A 15,066-nucleotide genomic window follows, 5' to 3' on the forward strand; every position below is an offset into this window, starting at 1 on the left:
AGGGAGCAGAGCGTGGACCGACCGGAGCGGGCCGCCGACGTCTACCGGGAGCTCGCCGTCCTCTCCCGGCGGGCCCGGGCGCTGGGCAGCCGGGTGCACCCGGACCTGTCCCTGGTCGCGTACACGCTGCTCGCGCACATCGCGACCGGCCCGGGAGTGCGCGCCACCGACCTGGCCCGGCACTACAACCTGGACAAGTCCACCGTCAGCCGCCAGCTCGCCGCCCTGGACGAGCTGGGGATGATCGCTCGAGAGGGCGGCGGGCGCGCAGGCCAGGACATCATTCTGACCGCGAAGGGCGAGCAGACCCTCGCGGCCGCCAACGACTCCATGCGGGACACCGTCACCGCACGGCTGGCCGGCTGGAGCGGCGAGGACCTCGAGCGCTTCGCCGGCTACCTGGAGCGCTTCAACGCCCAGGCCAACGAGGAGCCGGGCGGCTGAGCCCGGGGCTCAGCCGCGCAGGATCAGCGGCAGCCGGTCCGGCGCGCCGGCCACGATCCGCAGCGGGATGCCCCAGTCCTGCTGGTGCAGGTGGCAGGCCGGGAACTCGCCGTCGTCGCAGGACGCCGCCTTGGCCGCGACGTGCAGCACGCCCTCGGTCAGTTCCGGGTTCAACCGCAGCCGGTGGGCCGTCTCCACGCTCGCGACCGGGCCGTCGAGCAGCAGCTCGGCCGGCGAGGAGGAGATCTTCACGTAGGTGGAGGGACCGTAGCGGTCGTCCATCTTCTCGCCAGGCGGCGGCTCGAAGACCACCTCGAGCTCGAGCTCGCCCGGGGCCACCTCCGTCGCCGGACGCTGCGTGCGGTACGCCGTCGCCGCGACGTTCAGCGCCTCCTCCGGCAGCTTGACCCGGGTCAGCCGGTGCGCGGCCGACTCGACCACGAGCAGCTCACCCTCCGGGGTCACCAGCGCGTCAGAAGGCTCCTTCAGGCCGGTGATCAGGGTCGTGACAAGGCCGTCCGCGGGGTTGTAGCGCCGCACGGCGCCGTTGTACGTGTCGCTGACGGCGATCGAGCCGTCCGGCAGCACGGTCACGCCGAGCGGGTGCTGCAGCAGCGCCTGCTCGGCCGCTCCGTCGCGCAGACCGAAGTCGAAAAGCCCTTGGCCCACCACGGTTTTCACCACGGCCTCGCCGTCCACGCGCTCGATGTAACGCAGCGCCGAGGACTCCGAGTCGGCGATCCAGATCCGACCGCTCTCGTCCGTGGCGAGACCGGACGGCTGGGAGAACCAGGCCTGCGCCACCGGGCCGTCTACGAGCCCTTCGTTCGTCGTGCCGGCCCAAGGCTCGAGCGTGCCGTCGGCCGGGTCGAAGCTCCACAGCTGGTGGATGCCGGCCATCGCCACCACGACCCGCTCGCCGTCCCACGCCAGGTCCCAGGGACTGGCCTGGGCACGCTCGCGGGTGTCGGCCACGGTGCGCACTTCGCCGCCGTCGAGGTCGATCACGCGCAGCGCGTGGTTGACCGTGTCGGCGACGAGCGCGGTGTGCTTGTCGAGCACCAGCAGGCCCTGCGGCTCGTTGAACTCGGCCTTCTCGGCGCCGCCGTCGAACAGGCCGCGCTCACCCGAGCCGAAGCGCCGCACGACGGTCGCGCCGTCCGCGGCGAGTTCGACGATCGAGTGGTGGCTGGTGTCCGAGACCAGGAAACCGCCGGCGGGCAGCGCGGCCACCTTGCCCGGGAAGCGCAGCTCGGTCGGCTCCGGCTCCGGCGCGACGTACGGGGAGTCGCCACGGCGCAGCGCCCCCTTGGCGTCGAACTGCGCGACCAGCTCGGTCAGCAGCGCGCGCAGGCCGTGCACGTGGCCCTCGCCGGACATCTGCGCCGCGACGTACCCGGCCGGGTCGATCACGGTCAGCGTCGGCCAGGCGCGCACCGCGAAGGCCTTCCACGTGGTCAGATCCGGGTCGTCGAGCACCGGGTGGTGCACGCCGTAGCGCTCGCAGGCGGCGATCAACGCGTCGTGGTCGGCCTCGTGCGCGAACTTCGGCGAGTGCACGCCGACGGTGACCAGCACGTCCGCGAACTCGGCCTCGAGCTCGCGCAGCTCGTCGAGCACGTGCAGGCAGTTGGCGCAGCAGAAGGTCCAGAAGTCGAGCAGGACGATCTTGCCGGTGAGGTCGGGGGCGGAGCCTCCGGTGTTGATCCAACCGCCCCGTCCCACGAGCTGGGGGGCGCGAACGCGAGCATGTGCAGCCATGTGTCTATCTAACCCCACCTGCCTGAGAAGCCATTCCCCGGCTCGTCCATCCCGTCGCCGCCGGCAGGACTCTGCGAAAATGGCGGCCGTGGCCACTCGACTCGAAACCCGATCGGCGCAGCTGTCCCAGCTGATCGAAGCGGCGAACGCAGACCAGCAGCGCCGCATCGCGGACCGGGTGGCCGAGGCCGCCCTGGCCGCCGCGCCGCTGGACGAGCCCCAGCTCGCCGTCCCGCTCGCCGACCTGCGCTCGGGCCGCCGGGGCGCGCCCGCGCTGCGCGACGCCGAGGCGGTGGCGCAACGGCTGGACGAGGTGGCCTGGGACATCCAGGACAGCGTGGACGACGGCACCGCGAGCGTGGCCGACTACGACGTCGCCTACCGCCGGGCCCGAGCCGCGAGCACGCTGGCCTTCGCCCTGAGCCCGGACCCGCGCAAGGCCGCGCTGGAGGCGGCCTACGAGGCTGAAGCGGCCACCGACGACCTACGGCTGATCAGCGGCATCGTCCACGACGTCGTCGGCCCGCCGCGAAAGTGAGCGGCGGGCGCGAGTGAGCGTGCGAGTCAGCGGCGACGGTCGCGCAGCACGGGGAAGCGCTCGCGCGTCTTGGGAACGTAGGCGAAGTCCAGATCCGCGAAGAGCGTCGTCGGCTCGGCGTCGGCCTCGGCCAGCACCTCGCCCCACGGGTCGATCACGGCTGAGTGCCCGGACATCCGCATGCCCGCCTGGGTCCCTGTGGCCGCGCACGCGACGACGTACATCTGGTTCTCGATAGCCCGCGCCCGCAGCAGCGTCCGCCAGTGCTCGAGCCGGCGCTCCGGCCAGGAGGCGACCAGCAGCAGCACCTCGGCGCCGAGATCGACCAGCTCCCGGTGGAGTTCCGGGAACCGCAGGTCGTAGCAGGTGGCGAGGCCGACCGTGGTCAGCACGCTGTCGTCGATGTCGCGCAGCGGGAAGACGGTCGGGTGGTCGCCCGCGGACATGACCGCGGCCTCGCCCTGGTCGAAGCCGAAACGGTAGATCTTGCGGTAGCCGGCCAGCAGCTCGCCCTCGGCGTCGAAGACCAGCGAGGTGTTGAACAGCCTGCCGTCCGGGGTCCGCTCGGCGATCGAGCCGCCGTGCAGCACGATGCCGCAGTCCATCGCCGTCTCGCGCAGCAGTCGGGCGGTCTCGCCGTGCAGCGGCTCGGCTGTGGCCGGCCAGGGCTCGGGGTCGAACGCGCCGTTGAGCCACAGTTCGGGCAGCACGACCAGCTCCGCCCCGTCTTCGGCGGCTTCGTGGACCTTGGCCACGGCCGACTCCCGCGTCGCGGCGAGGTCGCGGTCAAGGTCCACGTCGAGCTGTACCAGGGCTACCTTCATGCCCTCATTACAGCAGCACGGCCGCCGGATCCTCCAGCCCGCGCCCGACTTCGCGCAGGAAGCGCGAGCCGAGTTCGCCGTCGACCAGGCGGTGGTCGAAGGAGAGCGCGAGCGTGGTCACCCAGCGCGGCTTGACCTTGCCCTTGTGTACCCACGGCTGCTGCTTGATCGCGCCGAAGGCCAGGATCGCGGCCTCGCCCGGGTTGAGGATCGGGGTGCCGGTGTCCACGCCGAACACGCCCACGTTGGTGATCGTGACGGTCCCGCCGGTCAGGTCCGCCAGCGGGGTCTTGCCCTCGCGGGCGGTGGCCGTCAGGCCGGCCAGCGCCCCGGCCAGCTCGCGCAGGCCCAGTCGCTCGGCGCCCTTGATATTCGGCACCACCAGGCCGCGCGGGGTGGCCGCGGCGATGCCGAGGTTCACCGAGCCGCGCAGCACGATCTCCTGCGCCGCGTCGTCCCAGGACGCGTTGATCTCCGGGTGCTTGGCCACCGCGCGCACCAGCGCCCGCGCGGTGATCAGCAGCGGGGAGACCTTCAGGCCGGTGAACTCGGGCTGGGCCCGCAGGCGTTCGACCAGCTTCACCGTCCGGGTCACGTCCAGGGTGAGGAACTCGGTCACGTGCGGCGCGGTGAAGGCCGAGGCCACCATCGCGGCCGCGGTCGCCTTGCGCACGCCCTTGATCGGCACCCGCCGGTCCTCGGCGAGCGCCGCCGGAGCCGGAGCGGTCGCCGACACGGCCGGAGCGGCCGGAGCGGCGGCGGCCCGCTCGACCTCCTCGCGGGTGATCACGCCGTCCGGCCGGGCCGGGACGATCGTGGTCAGGTCCACGCCGAGGTCCTTGGCCAGCTTGCGCACCAGCGGCTTGGCCAGCACGTGCGTCGCCGAAGTGGTGACCGTCGCCGTGGCCGCGACCGGCTCGGGCGCCGGGGCCGGCTCGGGCGCGACCGGCGCGACCGGCGCGAGAGCCGGAGCGGGCGCGACACCCGCGCCGGGGCCGCCGGGCGTGCGCCGGGCCCGCCGGGTGGTGGCGGACTCGGCCACGCCGTAGCCGACCAGCACCGGCTCGCGCTTGGCCGCGGGCTCGCCCTGCCCGGGGCCGGGTTCGACCGCGCCGCCCTCGGCGTCGGCGGTCTCTATGGTGATGATCGGGGTGCCCACGTCCACCGTGCTGCCCGGTTCCACCAGCAGTTGCCTGACCACGCCCGCGAACGGGGAGGGCAGTTCCACGGCCGCCTTGGCCGTCTCGATCTCCACCAGGATCTGATTGACCGTCACGCTCTCCCCGACGGCGACCGACCAGCCGAGGATCTCGGCCTCGGTCAGTCCCTCGCCGACGTCCGGGAGGCGGAAGTGCTTGAGCGCCATTGCTTTTTTCCTCTCGCCTCAGAACGCGAACGCGCGGTCGACTGCTTCCAGCACCCGGTCGAGGTCGGGAAGGTAGACCTCCTCGATCCGGGACGGCGGGTAGGGCGTGTGGAAACCGCCCACCCGCAGCACCGGCGACTCGAGCCGGTAGAAGCAGCGCTCGGTGATCTTGGCCGCGAGCTCGGCGCCGAGGCCGAGGAAGACCGGGGCCTCGTGCACGACCACGAGCCTTCCGGTGCGGCCCACCGACTCGGCCACGGCGTCCGTGTCCAGCGGGGAGATGCTGCGCAGGTCGACGACCTCGAGGCTGCGCCCCTCGGCCTCGGCCGCCTTCGCCGCGTCCAGGCAGGTGCGCACCATCGGGCCGTGCGCGGCGAGGGTCAGGTCGGTGCCCGGGCGCACGATCCGGGCCCGGTCGAACGGCGCGGCCGGCTCGGTGGCCGGCAGGTCCAGCTCGGCCTTCTCCCAGTAGCGCCGCTTGGGCTCGAAGAAGATCACCGGGTCGTCGCTGGCGATCGCCTGCTGGATCATCCAGTAGCCGTCCAGCGGGTTCGAGCAGGCCATCACGCGCAGGCCCGCGGTGTGCGCGAAGAGCGTCTCCGGGGACTCCGAGTGGTGCTCGACCGCGCCGATGCCGCCGCCGAACGGGATCCGGATGACCATCGGCATCCGCACCGTGCCCAGCGAGCGGGCCCGGAACTTGGCCACCTGCGTGGTGATCTGGTCGAACGCGGGGAAGACGAAGCCGTCGAACTGGATCTCGCAGACCGGCCGGTACCCGCGCAGGGCCAGGCCCAGCGCGGTGCCGATGATGCCGGACTCGGCCAGCGGGGTGTCGATCACCCGGTCCGGCCCGAAGTCCTTCTGCAGGCCCTCGGTCACCCGGAACACGCCGCCGAGCTTGCCGATGTCCTCACCCATCAGCAGGACCTTCGGGTCCTGCTCCATCGCCCGGCGCAGGCCGGCGTTGATCGCCTTGGCGAGAGTCACCTGAGCCATCTCAGCCCTCCTGTCCGTCGAAGCCGGCGAGGTAGTCGGCCAGGAAGGCGCGCTCCTCGGTGATCTGCGCGTGCGCGTCGGCGTACACGTGGTCGAACATCGAAGTCGGCGAAGGGTCGGGCAGCGCCAGACAGGCCGCGCGGATCTGCGCGGCGAGCTCGTCCGCCTCCCGGTCCACCTCGGCGTAGAACTCCGCGTCGGCCAGGTCCTGCTTGTCCAGGTAGGCCCGCAGGCGCTGGATCGGGTCCTTCTCGCGCCAGGACTCGACCTCCTCGTCGGACCGGTACTTGGTCGGGTCGTCCGAGGTGGTGTGTGCGCCCATCCGGTAGGTGTACGCCTCGATCAGCATCGGGCCCTGGCCGGAGCGGGCGTGCGCCAGCGCGGCCCTGGTCACGGCGAGGCAGGCGAGCACGTCGTTGCCGTCCACCCGCACGCCGGGGAAGCCGAATCCGGCCGCGCGCTTGTACAGCGGCACCCGGAACTGGCGCTCCACCGGCTCGGAGATGGCCCACTGGTTGTTCTGGCAGAAGAAGACCACCGGCGCGTTGTACGAGGCGCCGAAGACGAAGGACTCGAGCACGTCGCCCTGGGAGGAGGCGCCGTCGCCGAAGTAGGCGATCACCGCGCTGTCCGCGCCGTCGCGCTGGATGCCCATGGCGTAGCCGACCGCGTGCAGGGCCTGCGAGCCGATGACGATCGTGTAGAGGTTGAAGTTGTTCTCGTTCGGGTCCCAGCCGCCGTTGTTGACGCCGCGGAACATCCCGAGCAGGTTGACCGGCGGCACGCCCTTGCACCAGGCGACGCCGTGCTCACGGTAGGTGGGGAAGGCGAAATCGTCCGGACGCAGCGCCCGGCCCGAGCCGATCTGCGCGGCCTCCTGGCCGAGCAGCGAGGCCCACAGGCCGAGTTCGCCCTGCCGTTGCAGCGCGGTGCCCTCCGCGTCCACCCGGCGCACCAGCACCAGGTCGCGGTAGAGCGAGCGCGCCTCCTGCGGCGTCACCTCGAGCGGGTAGTCCGGATGATCGATCCGTTCCCCGGCGGGGGTGAGCAGCTGGATGAGTTCGGGCTCGTCGTCGAGCCCGGGGGTCCGGCGGGTACCGCGGCCCTGTGGGGCGCGCTTCGTACTCCCGGATGCGGGGGTGGGGGTGGTGGATTTTTCCACTGCCCTGCGCCCAGTCATGCGGTCTCCCTCATCGTTGGCGAGGACCACGGGGGTCATTCCGAGGTCACGTTACCCACCGGTCACCGGACTATGAAGGGCCGGGACCGCCCGGGGTACCTCAGAAGCCGGATCGCAGGACCTGCAGGACCCGGTCGTTGGCCTCTTGCTCGCCAATTGTCACACGGACCCCGTCGTGCCCGTACGGCCGTACCGAGACGCCGACGGCTTCGCAGGCGTCGGCGAAGGCGCCGGAGCGTTCGCCCAGGCGCAGCCAGAAGAAGTTCGCCTGGCTGGGCACCACCTCGACGCCGAGCCGGCCCGGCAGGTCCATCGCGCGCAACTCGGCGAAGACCCGGTCGCGTTCGACCACCAGCGCGGCGACCCGCTCCAGCAGCGCGTCCTGGGCCCGCAGCGAGGCCACCGCCGCGGCTTGCGCGACCAGGTTCACCCCGAACGGCACGGCACACGCGCGCAGCGCCTCCGCCACCGGCTCGTCCGCCACCGCGTAGCCGATGCGCAGCCCGGCCAGGCCGTAGGCCTTGGAGAAGGTGCGCAGCACGCAGACGTTGCTCCGTCCGAGCGAGAGCTCGATGCTGTCCGGGAAGCTCTCGTCCCGGACGAACTCGACGTACGCCTCGTCCAGCACCACCAGCACGTCCGCGGGCACCCGGTCGAGGAAGCGCTCGAGCTCGTCCCGGCCGATCGTCTCGCCGGTCGGGTTGTTCGGGTTGCACACCAGGATCAGCCGGGTCCGGTCGGTGATCGCCTCGGCCATCGCGTCGAGGTCGTGCGTCTCGTCCGGCTTGAGCGGCACCGCCACGGAGGTGGCCCCGACGATCTGCACCACGATCGGGTAGGCCTCGAAGGAGCGCCAGGCGAAGACCACCTCGTCGCCGGGGCCGGAGGTCGCCTGCACCAGCTGCTGGAGCACGCCGACCGACCCGGTGCCCACGGCCACCCGCTCCGGGCCGACGCCGACGAACGCGGCGATCTCGGCGATCAGCTCGCTCGAGCCGAAGTCCGGGTACCGGTTGACCTGCCCGGCCGCCGCGACCGCGGTCTCGAGCACGCCGGGCAGCGGAGGGTAGGGGTTCTCGTTGGAGGAGAGCTTGAACGCGGTGCCCTCGAACGTGGCGGCCGGCTTGCCCGCCTTGTACGCCGGAAGCCCGGCGATCTCCTGGCGAATCCTGACGTCGGCCACGTCGCGCTCCTCAATCCTTCACTGCCCTGTGGGGCACAGCGTACGGCCCCGAAGCCGACGAGGAAATCGAGGATCATGGAACGGGCGTACGACACGCGGGCCGCCCCCGCGGCGTCACCTCGGCCGGAGCAGCGATTCGGCCGCGTCGGCCAGGTGCCGGGTCGCTCGGGCGGACCAGCGCAGGTCCGGCGAGCGCAGCACCGCGAGCAGCTGCTCCGGACGCACCACGATCGCCCCGCCCATCACCCGCGGCGTGCCGGTAAGCCCGTCGGCGTGCACGGCCAGCACGCACGAGATCGTCACCACGCCGACCTCCTCGTCCGCGGCGGCGGCCACGCTCAGCGCCTCGCCGAGGGTCTGGGCGTGCGCGACCATCTCGGTGAGCGCGGCCCCTTGGTGGACGTGGTTGACGTAGAGCTCGGTGCCGAGCAGCCGCACGTCGAAGCCGCGCCACTCCTTGGAGTCCACCAGGAAGACACCCCGGGGAGTGACGACCAGATGCTCGACCTCGAAGGGGTCGGCGCTAGCGCCGAAGTAGCGGTCGTTGATGGTGTGTCCGCCGCCGCGCACCTTGAGCATCTCCAGGGTGCGCGCGGTGCTCGACTCAGCGGCCGCCCGGGCCTTGATCCGGTCCAGCGACTCCGGCCGCTGGAACGCCACGTCCATCACCGCGGCCAGCGCCAGCACCGCCACCAGCACCCCGAAGAACGCGAAATGGGTGCCGATCCCGGCCAGCAGGCCGAACGCCACCGCCGCCGGAGCCCACCAGAGCGCGGAGAGGAACACCGCGCGTCGCCGCCGCGCCGCCCACTGGCGGCGTCCGTCCTCGTACTCGGAGCGCAGGAACGACCCCGCCGTCCTCGCGCCGCTCTCGCCCGCTCCTAGCCCCGGCACGCCGCCCGCCTCCTTCAGCCCATGGCCGCTCGCACACCGGTGGCGCGATGCCGACCGGGCGGCGGGGGAACACGCTATCGCGGTACCCGGATTCGGGGCGGGTATACCGCTGTGCGGCCTCCTGCCGTTACCCTCGCATTCATGATTGACCAGTCGGCTTACGCGGTCGGGGACGTCCACGGCTGTCTCGCGCCCTTGCGCGAGGCGCTGGCCCGGGGCGGCTTCGTGGACGGAGACGACCGCTGGATCGCCGGGAACACCCGGCTCTGGTTCCTCGGCGACCTGACCGACCGCGGCCCGGACGGGGTCGGCGTGATCGAACTGGTGATGAGCCTGCAGGAACAGGCCGGCGAGAGCGGCGGCGAGGTCGGCTGCCTGCTCGGCAACCACGAGCTGATGCTGCTCGCCGCGCACCTGCCGGCCGCCGTGCCGGCGCGCCCGGGCGAGACCGACGCGGCCCGGCGGCTGTTCTGGGAGCGCTGGACCGGCAACGGCGGCAAGGAGAGCGACTCGGCCCGGCTGACGCAGCGCCACCTCGCCTGGGTCTCCGGGCTGCCGGCCATGGCCCGGATCGGCGAGCACCTGCTCATGCACGCCGACACCCTTGGCTACCGCGGCTACGGCTCGAGCGTGGAGGAGGTCAACGCCCGGGTCGCCGAGATACTGACCGAACCGGTGCGGCTGGCCCAGATCGACGAGCTGACGCACATGATGACCAAGCGCTTCGCCTTCGCCTCGGACGACGGCGAGGCCGCGCGCGAGTTCCTCGGCGAGTACGGCGGCCGGCAGATCGTGCACGGGCACTCCCCGGTGCCGCTGCTGCTGGGCAAGGACCCGCAGGAGGTGACCGGCCCGCTCGTGTACGCCGGCGGCTACGCGGCGAACTTCGACACCGGCACCTTCCTCGGCGGACCGTGCTTCGTCGCCCCGCTGCCGACGGTGCCGCGCGATTAGGTCCTGGAGGCTGCCGCCGGCCTCAGCCGACGGGGCTTACGCCGCCTGCTGGTGCCCGGTCTCGGCCTCGGTCTGCGGGAGGGTGAAGCCGAGCCTGACCGGATCCCAGATCAGCTCGCACAGGGCCCGGTAGAGCCGCTGGCGCTCGGTGATGGACGTGATGCCGAAGGTGTGCGGATACGGCCGGAACAGCTCGGTCAGCCCGTGCCGCACCATGAACCGGCGAAAGCCCGGATTGCGTTCGTAGCACAGCGGATGCAGCGACTTGGCCAGCAGGTTCTGCGCCCGGTAGTGCTCGGCCTTGAGCGAGAACGGGTCGTCCCGGAACGCCGCGTTGATCTCCTTCGGCAGCAGCAGCAGCGCGCCGAAGCGGTTGCGCACCGAGCGGAAGCGCTCCGGCGTGCCGACCTCCTCGGCGTACGGGCCGAAGTGGTCCGCCCAGATGTGCTCGATCTCGTACGGCCGGCCGGTCGGACCGAAGCCCAGGTACTCGGCGATCAGGTCGGGCTGGCCGCAGCAGGACTCGAGGAACCCGGTCATCCGGGCCAGCAGGTAGCGCACCTGCCGGCGGTTGTCCGAGCGCAGCCCGAAGGTCTCCAGGCCGGTGAATCCGTGCTCGATCTTGCCGATCTCCACGGTCAGCAGCGCCCGCACCTCGTCCACCGTGCCCGCCTCGCGCAACGGCATGATCAGACCGCTTATCGACGACGCCAGATCCGCGGAGTGCAGTGACGCGTAGTTCGCCATCCGCCGGGCTATCAGCAGATCGCAGAACGCCGCGACCAGCCGGCTCTTCTCCCGGAACGCCGCGTCGGTGTCGTTCGGCCCGATCGCGGCCATGATCAGCACCAGCTGCGCGCCGAAGCCGTTGGCGGCGTTGTAGAACACCGGCTCGAAGCCGCGCACCGGTGCCGCGCTCGCCTCGACCAGGCTGCGGTAGCGGTCGGCCAGCGGCCTGATGGTGTCCCGGATGAACACCCGGTAGTCGCGGGCCCGGTGCAGCCCGAGCGCGTCCGGGTTCTGCCGCACCCACTCGTGAAAAGCTTTTCCGATGCGTTCCGCGGTCGCCTGGTCGGTCGGCGCGTAGCGGGCGCGCAGCACGGTCTTGACGAAGTCGCCGGGCGCCTGGTCGTCGGTGACCGCGAGCGCCGACATGGTGCGCCGCCACACCGCGTTCAGGGCGCTGTGATCCTTGTCGGCCCGGGAGAGCAGGAACGACTTGAGCAGGTCCAACGGCGTCAGCCGGGCCCCGCGGTCGTTCATCGACTCGAAGATCTCCCAGCCGTGGTCCCGGTCCCTGGCCGAGATCTCCACCAGGAACACCCGCTCCAGCAGCCAGTCCACGAAGTACGGCAGGGCCCTGCCGCGCAGGCCCGCGGGCAGGTCCTCGACCAGGTCCCGGTAGCGCTGGCACATGTTGCGCACGGCCAGCGGCGTCTGCTCGGTCACCGGATAGTCGCGCCCGGCCCGCAGCTGACGCAGGGCCGGCTCGCGTTCGTCCACGTGCACGGTGAACGTGGGCACGCCGTACTGCACGGTGCAGATCATCTGGTCCAGCACGGCCGCGCCGGCGTGCTCGTCCGCCTCGGTGAGCAGATGCCGCAGCCGGATCAGCAGGAGCAGCAGGGTGGTGAACCGCTGCTGCCCGTCGACCAGGAAGGACATGCCCGGCACCGGATAGGTGACGAACGGGCCGAGGAAGTAGGGCCGGTAGTCGGCCACGTCCGCCCGCTCGTGGTCCGGATGCCACTGCTCGAGGAAGCGTCCGGCCAGGTCGTCGAGCAGGTCCGTGACGTGCGTGCGGTTCCAGTCGTACTCGCGCTGATAGTGTTCCAACCCGTAGCGGCGGCCGGTGAACAGTTCCCGGACCGAATGCCCGCGTCCGTCGATTCGCTCCTGAGCCTGCTTTGCCACGATGTACCGTCCCCCGAAAAGGACCGTGCGCGCCGGGCCCCGACACGCGAGGAGTCGCGCGCTTCGGTGGCGTACGGATGGCTCCGCCGCGCGCCCAACGCGCCTTGAGTTGACCCGCTTCCTGCCCCAGTGCGCCCCTTGTCCGCGCTGTCCATTGGGCATGTGCCCTGATCAGGAAGCTGGAAAACCCAACGGAAAGCCACGGTTTCGTGTCATCCACGGATGAGTCGGGCAACCAGCGCGGTCCATCCGGTCTGGTGGGAGGCCCCCAGCCCGCGTCCGGTCTCCCCGTGGAAGTACTCGTGGAACCACGGCCGCTCGGCCCAGCGCGGGTCGCCTTGGAAGAGCTCTGCCTCGCCCAGCACCGGTCGCCGCCCGTGCTCGTCCGGCCGGAAGATGTCGAGCAGGCCCTCGCGCAGCTCCCCCGGCAGCTTGCGCCGATCCGTGCGCAGCACCACCTGGCCGTCCAGCGCCCGCAGCACCCGCTCGACCGTCTCGATCAGCAGGTAGTTCATCGGCATCCAGATCGGCCCGCGCCAGTTGGAGTTGCCGCCGAACAGCCCCGAGGTGGACTCCCCGGGCTCGTAGTCCACCCCGGCGTGCACCCCGGCCACCTCCACCTCGAACGGGTGGTCGCGGTGGTAGCGGGAGAGCGAGCGCAGCCCGTAGGGCGAACGGAACTCCTCCGGGTCGGCCACGCGGGCGAGCACCCGGTCCGCCTGGTCCACGTCGACCAGCGAGAAGATGAGCCCGCCGTCGTCCCGGAACCGGGTGACCGCGCGCATGTACTCCGGCCGGCGCGTGGTGAACTCGACCAGGTGCCGGGCGAAGCGCGGCAGCCGGCGCATGGTCTCCGGCGAGATCGGCAGCATCGCCAGCAGCGGCACCAGTCCGACCATCGAGCGCACCCGCATGGTGACGGCGGTCCCGTCCGGGCAGCGCAGCCGGTCGTAGAAGAACCCGTCGTCCTCGTCCCACAGGCCGCCGTCGTTGATGGCCGCCGCGATGTACGCGTAGTGCTCGGCGAACTTGCAGGCCATCTCCTCGTAGATGGGGTCGCGCAGAGCCAGCTCGACCGACATCTCCAGCATGGACAGGCAGAAGAAACCCATCCACCCCGTCCCGTCGGACTGCTCCAGCACCCCGCCCACCGGCAGCTTGGAGCGGTCGAAGGCGCCGATGTTGTCGAGGCCGAGGAATCCGCCCTCGAAGATGTTGTTCTCCCCGTCGTCCTTCCGGTTGACCCAGTAGGTGAAGTTGAGCAGCAGCTTGTGGAAGCAGGCGCGCAGGAAGTCGACGTCCTCGCCGGCCGCCCGGTAGACCGCCAGCGCGGCCCAGGCCAGCACCGGCGGGTTCATGTCGTTGAAGTCCCACTCGTAGGCGGGCAGCAGGCCGTTGGCGTGCTGGTAGCGCTGGGACAGGAAGGTGTAGAGCTGCTCCTTCGCCAAGCCGGGGTCGATCCCGCTGACGGCCACGCAGTGGAAGGCGAGGTCCCACGCCGCGAACCAGGGGTACTCCCAGGGGTCCGGCATGATGAACACGTCGCGGGCCCACAGGTGGCTCCAGTCGGCGTTGCGATCGTGCGCCCGGTGCTCGGGCGGCAGCGGCTGCGCTGGATCGCCCTCGAGCCAGCGGTGGACGTCGTAGTGGTAGAACTGCTGCGCCCAGACGAGCCCCGCGTACGCCTGCCGCAGGATCCGCGCGTCCGTCGCTGACGCGCCCGAAGGCGCGACGGAGGCGTAGAACTGGTCCGCCTCGGCTTCGCGCGAAGCCAGGCACTCGGTAGTCGCGGCGAGGTCCGGCAGCTCGTCCACGGCCTCCGTCAGGGCCAGGTGAAGGGTCTGTGTCTCCCCCGGACCGAGCGAGAGGACGTAGTGCAGCGCGCCCTTCGTCCCGGTGCCCTCCGGATTGACCGTGGCCGCTCCGGAGAGGACGTGGTCGCCGATGCCGTCCTTCGGATACGCGGAGGCGTTCGAGGCGCCCGCGCCGTAGAGGAGCTCCGCGTTGGTCTCGTTGTCGCACACCAGCGGCTCGGGGGAGAGCCTGGAGACGTCGGTGAGGGTGATCGACGCGAAGTGCGGGTGCCGAGCGGTGAGCATGCCTTCCGAGCCGACCACGCCGACCAACCCCGAGTCCACCGCGTCCTCGATGTCCGCGGCACGCCCCCAAGCCCACATGTTGCGCAGCCAGAGGTGCGGGAGCACGTGCAGCGTGGCCGGATCCGGTCCGCAGTTGGTCACCGTCACGCGGATGGCGTAAGCATGCGGCGAGGCCTTGGCGTAGTCCGCCGTGATCGCGAAGTACCGGTCCTCGTCGAAGACGCCGGTGTCTACGAGCTCGAACTCAGCCTCGTCCTTCGACCGCCCCGCGTTCTCCGCGCGCAGCCGAGCGTAAGGGAATTCGGCCTGCGGGTAGTGGTAGCGCCAGGAGAGCCAGGAAGCGGTGGGAGTCGCGTCCTCATACCACCAGTAGTCCTTGGCGTCCTCGCCGTGATTGCCCTCGGCGTTGACGAGTCCGAAGGCGCGCTCCTTGAGGATCGGGTCGCGTCCGTTCCAAAAGGCAAGGGCGAAGCACCAGTCCTGGTTCCGGTTGCACAGACCGGCCATGCCGTCTTCGCTCCAGCGGTAGACCCGCGAGCGTGCGTGGTCGAACGGGAAGTACGACCACGCGTCCCCATCTGCGCTGTAGTCCTCACGGACGGTTCCCCACGCCCGCTCGGACAGGTACGGCCCCCAGTCGCGCCACGGAGCCGTACCCTCGTCGGCCCCCGTGAGCCGTTCGTGCTCGCTGTGCTCGGAAGTTTCAGCCACGGCTCAAGTGTGCCGTGGGTCGTGCGTGACCGCTCGCGGAGCGGCCAGGTCAGACAGAGACCGAGACAGTCTCGGTGTCAGGCACGCCCGCCTGGTTGAAGCAAGCCAGACAGGCAGTCACGGTCTTCGGCGCCGGCGCATGCCCGGGCGCCAGAACGGCACCGACTGCCAGCAAGCCGAGCAGGGCTATACCAGTCAG

At 71.4% G+C, this 15,066-nt stretch carries 12 protein-coding genes; 3 read left to right on the forward strand and 9 right to left on the reverse strand.

The genetic code is table 11. The features are described from left to right. Positions 1–12 precede the first annotated feature (12 nt). Positions 13–444 carry a MarR family winged helix-turn-helix transcriptional regulator gene (locus tag ACTRO_RS24725; protein WP_034276600.1) on the forward strand — a complete coding sequence of 144 codons (432 nt, stop codon included), beginning with the start codon at positions 13–15 and terminating at the stop codon, positions 442–444. Positions 445–453: 9 nt separating this feature from the next. Here ACTRO_RS24725 and ACTRO_RS24730 read toward each other — a convergent pair whose 3' ends face one another. Continuing rightward, positions 454–2,205 (reverse strand): NHL domain-containing thioredoxin family protein, encoded by a 1,752-nt coding sequence (locus tag ACTRO_RS24730; protein WP_034266657.1) that lies wholly within the window; start codon positions 2,203–2,205, stop codon positions 454–456. An 88-nt stretch (positions 2,206–2,293) separates the two neighbouring features. On the opposite strand from ACTRO_RS24730, the gene ACTRO_RS24735 reads away from it, so the two are divergent. Next, positions 2,294–2,743, forward strand: coding sequence for a hypothetical protein (locus ACTRO_RS24735; protein ID WP_034266660.1), 450 nt, complete (start codon positions 2,294–2,296; stop codon positions 2,741–2,743). 26 nt (positions 2,744–2,769) lie between these two features. On the opposite strand, the gene ACTRO_RS24740 is transcribed toward ACTRO_RS24735, so the two are convergent. The 6 genes from ACTRO_RS24740 to ACTRO_RS24765 form a co-directional block, all read right to left on the reverse strand. After that, positions 2,770–3,567: a carbon-nitrogen family hydrolase gene (locus ACTRO_RS24740; protein WP_034266663.1), complete on the reverse strand. Its 798-nt coding sequence runs from the start codon at positions 3,565–3,567 to the stop codon at positions 2,770–2,772. 7 nt (positions 3,568–3,574) lie between these two features. Further along, complete coding sequence (locus tag ACTRO_RS24745; RefSeq protein WP_034266666.1) at positions 3,575–4,933, reverse strand: dihydrolipoamide acetyltransferase family protein; 1,359 nt, start codon at positions 4,931–4,933, stop codon at positions 3,575–3,577. An 18-nt stretch (positions 4,934–4,951) separates the two neighbouring features. Continuing rightward, positions 4,952–5,932, reverse strand: coding sequence for an alpha-ketoacid dehydrogenase subunit beta (locus ACTRO_RS24750; RefSeq protein ID WP_034266669.1), 981 nt, complete (start codon positions 5,930–5,932; stop codon positions 4,952–4,954). A gap of 1 nt (position 5,933) precedes the next feature. Then, the gene (pdhA, locus tag ACTRO_RS24755) at positions 5,934–7,112 is read right to left on the reverse strand and encodes a pyruvate dehydrogenase (acetyl-transferring) E1 component subunit alpha (protein WP_084316507.1); all 1,179 of its coding nucleotides are present in this window, start codon (positions 7,110–7,112) and stop codon (positions 5,934–5,936) included. 100 nt (positions 7,113–7,212) lie between these two features. Continuing rightward, positions 7,213–8,295: a histidinol-phosphate transaminase gene (gene hisC, locus ACTRO_RS24760; RefSeq protein ID WP_034266676.1), complete on the reverse strand. Its 1,083-nt coding sequence runs from the start codon at positions 8,293–8,295 to the stop codon at positions 7,213–7,215. Positions 8,296–8,409: 114 nt separating this feature from the next. After that, the gene (locus ACTRO_RS24765; RefSeq protein ID WP_034266679.1) at positions 8,410–9,189 is read right to left on the reverse strand and encodes a nuclease-related domain-containing protein; all 780 of its coding nucleotides are present in this window, start codon (positions 9,187–9,189) and stop codon (positions 8,410–8,412) included. 141 nt (positions 9,190–9,330) lie between these two features. On the opposite strand from ACTRO_RS24765, the gene ACTRO_RS24770 reads away from it, so the two are divergent. After that, entirely contained in the window at positions 9,331–10,143 is an 813-nt protein-coding gene (locus ACTRO_RS24770) for a metallophosphoesterase (protein ID WP_034266683.1), read from the forward strand. 36 nt (positions 10,144–10,179) lie between these two features. Here ACTRO_RS24770 and ACTRO_RS24775 read toward each other — a convergent pair whose 3' ends face one another. Continuing rightward, entirely contained in the window at positions 10,180–12,057 is a 1,878-nt protein-coding gene (locus tag ACTRO_RS24775; protein WP_034266686.1) for a DUF262 domain-containing protein, read from the reverse strand. 212 nt (positions 12,058–12,269) lie between these two features. Beyond that, positions 12,270–14,867 carry an MGH1-like glycoside hydrolase domain-containing protein gene (locus ACTRO_RS24780; protein WP_034266689.1) on the reverse strand — a complete coding sequence of 866 codons (2,598 nt, stop codon included), beginning with the start codon at positions 14,865–14,867 and terminating at the stop codon, positions 12,270–12,272. Between the last annotated feature and the right edge of the window lie 199 nt (positions 14,868–15,066).

Source organism: Actinospica robiniae DSM 44927 (assembly GCF_000504285.1).
GTDB classification, from domain to species: domain Bacteria; phylum Actinomycetota; class Actinomycetes; order Streptomycetales; family Catenulisporaceae; genus Actinospica; species Actinospica robiniae.